Origin of the sequence: uncultured Campylobacter sp. (assembly GCF_937997405.1) — a bacterium.
GTDB lineage: Bacteria > Campylobacterota > Campylobacteria > Campylobacterales > Campylobacteraceae > Campylobacter_B.
Genome location: NZ_CALKTL010000160.1, coordinates 1 through 6,331, shown reverse-complemented (window position 1 = coordinate 6,331; position 6,331 = coordinate 1). Strand labels below are relative to the sequence as shown.

General features: G+C 38.3%; 10 protein-coding genes. 2 read left to right on the top strand and 8 right to left on the bottom strand.

Translation table 11 applies throughout. From position 1 onward, the window contains the following. Nucleotides 1-182 precede the first annotated feature (182 nt). Nucleotides 183-641 carry a GNAT family N-acetyltransferase gene (locus Q0372_RS08720; protein WP_298104908.1) on the top strand — a complete coding sequence of 153 codons (459 nt, stop codon included), beginning with the start codon at nt 183-185 and terminating at the stop codon, nt 639-641. Beyond that, the gene (locus Q0372_RS08715; protein WP_298104906.1) at nt 638-1,504 is read left to right on the top strand and encodes a hypothetical protein; all 867 of its coding nucleotides are present in this window, start codon (nt 638-640) and stop codon (nt 1,502-1,504) included. The genes Q0372_RS08720 and Q0372_RS08715 overlap by 4 nt, the downstream gene beginning before the upstream one ends. A gap of 262 nt (nt 1,505-1,766) precedes the next feature. On the opposite strand, the gene Q0372_RS08710 is transcribed toward Q0372_RS08715, so the two are convergent. The 8 genes from Q0372_RS08710 to Q0372_RS08675 form a co-directional block, all read right to left on the bottom strand. Beyond that, complete coding sequence (locus tag Q0372_RS08710; RefSeq protein ID WP_298104904.1) at nt 1,767-1,937, bottom strand: hypothetical protein; 171 nt, start codon at nt 1,935-1,937, stop codon at nt 1,767-1,769. Nucleotides 1,938-2,248: 311 nt separating this feature from the next. Continuing rightward, nucleotides 2,249-2,521: a colicin immunity domain-containing protein gene (locus Q0372_RS08705; protein ID WP_298104902.1), complete on the bottom strand. Its 273-nt coding sequence runs from the start codon at nt 2,519-2,521 to the stop codon at nt 2,249-2,251. Between the two features lie 22 nt (nt 2,522-2,543). Continuing rightward, a complete protein-coding gene (locus tag Q0372_RS08700) occupies nt 2,544-2,816 on the bottom strand; it encodes a hypothetical protein (protein WP_298104900.1) in 273 nt (90 codons plus the stop codon). A gap of 249 nt (nt 2,817-3,065) precedes the next feature. Continuing rightward, nucleotides 3,066-3,626, bottom strand: coding sequence for a hypothetical protein (locus Q0372_RS08695; RefSeq protein WP_298104898.1), 561 nt, complete (start codon nt 3,624-3,626; stop codon nt 3,066-3,068). Between the two features lie 3 nt (nt 3,627-3,629). After that, nucleotides 3,630-3,935, bottom strand: coding sequence for a hypothetical protein (locus Q0372_RS08690; protein ID WP_298104896.1), 306 nt, complete (start codon nt 3,933-3,935; stop codon nt 3,630-3,632). 112 nt (nt 3,936-4,047) lie between these two features. Further along, complete coding sequence (locus Q0372_RS08685; protein ID WP_298104894.1) at nt 4,048-4,509, bottom strand: hypothetical protein; 462 nt, start codon at nt 4,507-4,509, stop codon at nt 4,048-4,050. A gap of 230 nt (nt 4,510-4,739) precedes the next feature. Beyond that, nucleotides 4,740-5,903: a hypothetical protein gene (locus tag Q0372_RS08680; RefSeq protein ID WP_298104892.1), complete on the bottom strand. Its 1,164-nt coding sequence runs from the start codon at nt 5,901-5,903 to the stop codon at nt 4,740-4,742. Nucleotides 5,904-5,971: 68 nt separating this feature from the next. Beyond that, a partial coding sequence (locus tag Q0372_RS08675) for an Imm41 family immunity protein (RefSeq protein WP_298104890.1) occupies nt 5,972-6,331 on the bottom strand: 360 nt, incomplete at its 5' end.

Here is a 6,331-nt window from a genome sequence, read left to right as displayed (position 1 = left end):
AATTTGCGGAGCGCATCGAGCAGACGCTGCAAAGATACCCATATCTGCTCGCTTACGTAAGCGACGAGGCGGCATGCGCGGACGACGAACGGAATGAAAATTTTAAAATTTCTGCGAGTGCGGCGGGCGCAGAGAATGAAATTTTGCCCGCAGACTAGGCGCGAAATTGCGCAAGCGGTGCAGTGAAACAAAATGGCGCAAATTTAAAACACGGACAAATCCTCGGCTACGCCCACGCTTCGGCTTTCAAAGAGCGCGCGGCATATGATTGGTCGACGGAAAGCTCCGTTTATGTATCGCAAAACGCGCACGCTTTTGGTATCGGCAGGCTGCTCTACGAAGCGCTAGAGCGCACGCTCAGAGCTCAAAACATCGCAAACATGAACGCTTGCATCGCTTGCGGGGATGACGAATATCTAAACGACGCGAGCGTGCGATTTCGCGAGCGCATGGGCTTTCGCTTTGTCGGAAGATTTCAGCGCTGCGCCTATAAATTAGGTCGCTGGTACGATATGGCGTGGATGCAAAAGCCGATCGGCGAGCATCTGCAAAATCAGCCTGCGATGAGGCTTTTGCGCGCTTTAGAGATGAAATTTGCGCGAGCGCGGGCATTGAAATTTAATTTAAAGGAAAAACTTTGACCCATTTTATCATTGACGACGAAAATATCGACGTAGATAATATCTTCGACGTCGTAAATCTCAAAGAGGGCGACGAGCTAAATATAGTCTCCAACACCGCCAAAAAGATCGGCGCCTTGACCCTTGCGCGTCTATCGAAGATGGGCGTTAGCATAGGCGAGGTCTTTACGATCGGCAAGCAAAGAAAGGACTTCGCCGATAAGATCATCGTGTTTTTGATGGGCAAGCTCTGCGGAGCTGAGGGCAAGATCGGCATCGTCAGCAACGACAAATTTTACGACGACGTGATAGAATTTTTTAACAATCTAAACTACCGCAAAAATCCGAAATTTGAAAAGATCAGCCTAACCTCGCATGCCGCAGGAGCGGACACAAAGCAAGGCAAAACAAGTGGCGCGGCGGAGAAAAAAGCCCAAAAAGCGGAACCGAAAGCCACAAAGCAGGAGCCAAAGGCCCAAAAGCAAGGGGTAAAAACCGCGAAGCAGGAGCCGAAGGCTGTACAACAGGAACAAAAAGCCGTAAATTCTAAAATCACCAAAGCGGACCTCGCCGCAGCGGAGGCGCTGATACCCCAGTGCGTGAGCCTGCAAGCCCTCTATGCCGCGTGCGTCGCAAAGCTCGGCAGAGCCAAGGGCTGCGAGGCCTACCGCGAGATCAAGGACGACGCGCGGGCGCGATACGCAAGCATCGCCTACGATAGCGACCTAAAAGACGGCGCCGTAAGACGAAACGCGATCAAGCTCTACCGCGAAAGCGGCGGCGATATGGCGGAATTTCACAACAAGCTAACGAGCGAATACAAACACTCAGGGCCTGAAATTTATAAAGAATTTAAAGAAAAACTCGTCGGAAAGATGATCTAGGCATTTCGGCACAAGGGTTTGAGGCGCAGCGATAGTATGCGTCGCGACGTAGCGGCAAAGCATAGGGTCGGACGGCGTTAGATTGAGTTACAGCGTGAGGTATGATACGGCGTGGCATAAGTGCGCCCGAAATGAAACTATTTGCTTGCGCGGAGTCGGTTTTATTTTGCCGTATATGACGAAGCAGAGCCCAGGCACTTAGACATAGCAGCAGATTAAAGATATATAGGATAAATTTCATTCTGCTAAGTCTAATCCGGGTTTAGTCATAGTCGAAGTCGTCCAAATCATATCCGAAGGTATACAAAGTCTTCAAGGCTAGTTCTCTGACCTCTACCCAGGATGGATTGAGATGGACTAGGTATTCGTAATCATCCGCCTCTAATAAGCTGCGGTCGTTAAAATTTTTATCTATAAGTTCCACAAGTACCATTAGTGCATCCCTTTCGTACGGTAGGAAACAAAATTTAAATTGCTCCAATAAAGCACTCTTGCATTCGGTATATAAAAATTCTACCATTTCCGATGGGCTTTCGTAATATTCAACTGCAGGATGTATCAAATGATCAACTTGATATTCCAAAGAAGTCATACGACATAGATTAACCATAAGCCCGCTTTTCCTAAATATCTCTTTTCCGTTAATTTGCATTTGAGTTTCCTTTTATTGGGATGTGGGTTTGCGCACATTATATCGTAATATATTTTTAAAATTCTCGCAGAAATTATCATTTTATAAAACTACTATTTTAAAAGTGCAATTTGTTTTAAAGCCTTTTTTGCACATTCCCTTAAATCCTCTTCGCTTAATGAATCTCCTACCGTATTATCGCCTTTTAGCTCTTCGTCCGGTTTGAATTCATCGATATCGGTAAGAAGCCTGTTTAGCGGCTCATAATATTCATCGGGGAAATTTTTATCATTCATAAATTTATCCCAATATATCTTTTCGAATTCAAATACGTCGATTCTATTTTGCAAAAAATCCTCTATTATTTTTATATATTCCTCTATCACAATGAGCCCTTTTGGGTATATTTTAATCGCCCGCCGCTTTAATACTTAGAACCAACCATAAATTACTATCGACATTCACGCCTTCGCATAAATTTTTTATAATTGTTAAGTCTTTAGAAGAAATTTTTATATCATATTCATACATTTGAACCAAAAAATCTTCCAGCGCTATACCATATTCTCCAGCCCTAACCAGCTCTTCCAAATAAATTACAAAGTCGCGCCGACCGACTCCGGTAAATTCATCTTTGTAATTACGAAATAAATTTAAAAATATCAAATCGTTATATCTCATTCGCTGCTTTCCTTAAATTTATTTCTCATCGCCGTCCATTTTGAAAATCTAAATTTAATACTACAAAATTTCATTCCGTAATGAACTTGCCTATAAGAATCCAATACTGTCGGATGCTAGTAAGATGATAGAAATTCATCAAATATTCTTCCGTCATTTTTCCTCGCCCCAACTATGCTAACGCATATTTTCTTAAAATTCTAAAAATCAAATAAGCGTAGATTAACGCAAACTCGCCTTTATTAAATTTTAGTATAAATCAGACCAAAAAGGCACATACGGGCATTTTCCGACCGGCTCAAGAGGATTTTTACCAAATTCCCTCAAAAAGTAGTCATATAAATTTTTCCCATAATAAATGACATCGGTATAGTGTATAGATAAGACCGGTGGATCCGGTAATTTAAGACACGGCATATATCTATGGGAATATACGGGTATAATCTTAGGCGCGATTTTGGCTGCCTCTAGTATAATGGCTCGCTTGCGAGATTTGTCTTCGGGCATCGGACCCCATTTTTGCGTATTCCAATAGCTCTCATTTGGAAAAATTTCATCAATAGGATCGTTTTTTAAGTACTCAAAGACGTAGTTCATAGCCTGCTTTATCTCCTTTATATTTTCATCGCTAAAGTCTCTCCAATTATAAAATTCTACCGAAATAGGCAATGTATATGACAAAAAATCTCTTAGGCTTTTTGGAAATTTAAACTCATAAATTTGCTCTATTTTGTCTATTTCGCCCTCTTTCAAACCATCGCTCAATTCTATGCCGCTCTTTTCTAGAAGATCTTTTATTTGCTTATACATATTCTATTTTATCCTTATAAGGCTTTTAATCGTAGTCGAGGCCATCAAGTTCATAACCAAAATTTGGATTGTTTTTAGAGCTAGTTCGCGTAGTCCGCAAAAGGTACTATTGTGGTATATAAAGTCTTCGTAGTCTGCCATAGAAGCCCTTCCCTCTTCCTCCCAAAATTTTGAATCACACTCCGTAAATTTATCTAGCATTTTAACTATCGCTTGACGCTCCTCTACGCTGAAATAAATTCTGTTTGATTCCACTAGGGCTATTTTGCAAGCGTTCTCGCAGTCTCCTATTAAATCTATGCACAACAAATACTTATCCTCTGTTGGGTTGAGCATATATTTTTCTTGACATTCCAATGAGGCGAGGCAGCATAATTCTTTTAATAATCTTTCTTTTATTGACATTTTATTCTCCTAAATTTTATATTCCGTACCACTTAGTTACATTTCCTTCTTCGTCGATATCGACCTCTATGTGTTTGTATTTATTGTAAAGGCTCGGAATCAAAATTTCATCATAATATTTTTTGCCGCATTCTGTGATAAACATATACACATTATGATGGCACCACCGATTAGGCTCTTCCCAAAAGGCGCAGTCTGCGCGAATATAATTTTTTAGAGGTTCGTATGAGCGGGCTACAAAATTATCTAAATTATAAAAGAAATTTTCTCTTAAAATTTTCCATTCTTCAAATTTTCTTATATTTAAATTTATATTAGCGCTAGTTTTATATTTTATGTCGGTATCTATAAAATTATTTAGATAAAATTGCCCAAAGAACATTATCAAAATATCTCTTACATTCTCATCACATAAATTAAAATTATGAATTAATGTGCCGGCGATAGAGTCAGTCTCATAAACTTCAGTGCTTTTCATTAGGCTAAACGCCTCAAGCTCATAAAAATCCCAGCGATCTTTTCCCGCTTACGGCTTGAAAATCTTTAAAAATCTTAAACCTAAAATCTTCCGCTTTACTAAAGAAATAGACGTACGGGCTTAAATTTAAATCAAGCGCTTTTGCTCTCATTTTATACCGTCCAAACTATTGTTTTTCGCATTTTAGTCTTGCCTCGGAGTATTTAATCGCAATGCCAAAGAAATAAATTTCATACAATTACATACACCGAGCTTTGATTAAATTTAGTCTCTGAAAAATCTACGATCTTTTCATTATCTCTTAAAGTATAAAGCTCGAAATCCGCGCTCAGCTCATCGATATTATAGAAATCCAAACATAAAGCAAATCTGCTGTTCTCAATATTCATATTTTCGATCTTTTCCTTTACCAATTTCAAAAATAAAAGGCATTCTTTGATAAAATCATCTTCCTTTAAATTTGGATTTTTGATCTCCACTTCATTGATCGACCACTCAAAATCGCTTAAGCCTTGATATATTGAAGAATTAATTAAAATGTTCTCTGTTGTGGCTATTCTTTCTCTTTTAAGATTCTTGATAAAAAATATTCCTGTGTCAAGATAGATCAGGCCTTCGCGCAATAGCTGCTTTAATTGCGATATTTTCAGATCTTTGATTGAGCCGCTAAGAGCAATAAATTTAATTAAATTCGGATCGGCATACAAAGTTCCTCTTTTTATCTCTCTTGCTTCTTGCACTCTGGAAAATAGCTCTTCATTATTTTTAGGCAGAAGAAAAACCGCTTTGTTCAAATTAACCTCTTTTTTATCTATCGTTACTTTTGCATTGCTGTTTTTCTCGCAAAATTTTAAAAAGTTGATTCCATATTTAATCTCGTCGTTTAACCCTATGCAGCCAAAACCCTTGCTATCATGCGGATAGACGGCTAAATTTAAACTCGGAAAAACTATAAAACACCATTCGTTTATAGAATAATCATAGCACATTAAAAATTTAGCCAGCTCTTTTATGTCGTCCCATTTCAGAATGTCCATTCTTATGCACATAGCGGGCAGCGGATATTCTTTATCCCTAGCCAGAGAAAAATACTCATTTTGTTCTTGCAAAATTTCAAGATCTTTAAATTTATCGTATAACGGCTTTACCTGCGAGATTGCTTTATATTTTTTGTATACTTTATCATCACACATTAGAGCGCTTACGATAAATACTTCATCGCTATATTTTCTAAAAAAGTTATCGAATAATTTTATCGCTAAGCTTACTCCGCTTAGCCAGCCCCTGCTTTCGATCTCAAAGAAACCGATCCAGTTTTTAGAAGCGCTGAAGCTGCTAAAATTTATATCGCTCAGCCTTAAACGACTATTTGTCAAATTTAATAACTTTTTCATCTTTACCCACCGTAATTTTTACTTTTGCTAAATTATACACCTTATTTGCGAAGCAAAGATCATTTATATTAATTTTCATAGAAAAATTTGATTTTATAAAAATTTTCATCCCCTGATGCAACCGCCAATAATAAGCTTTTTATACGGCGAAATCTATCGAAAATATTCGGCTTTGTATCTTCTTGATATTTATACGTTTTAAAACATTCGCTTTTTGCGTCTATATCTACGTCGCGCCAACTTCCGTTTAGAAATATATCATTAGAGATAGAAATAATGCCTTGCATTATTTCTGGGTCCAACTCTTTGTTTTTATAATGCCGCAAAATCTTTTTTAAATCGGCTTCCAATTTCCAATATTCATCATCGGACCATAGATTATTATCCAAAATCATACCTATAAAGGAATTTGCATCATATCTATCATC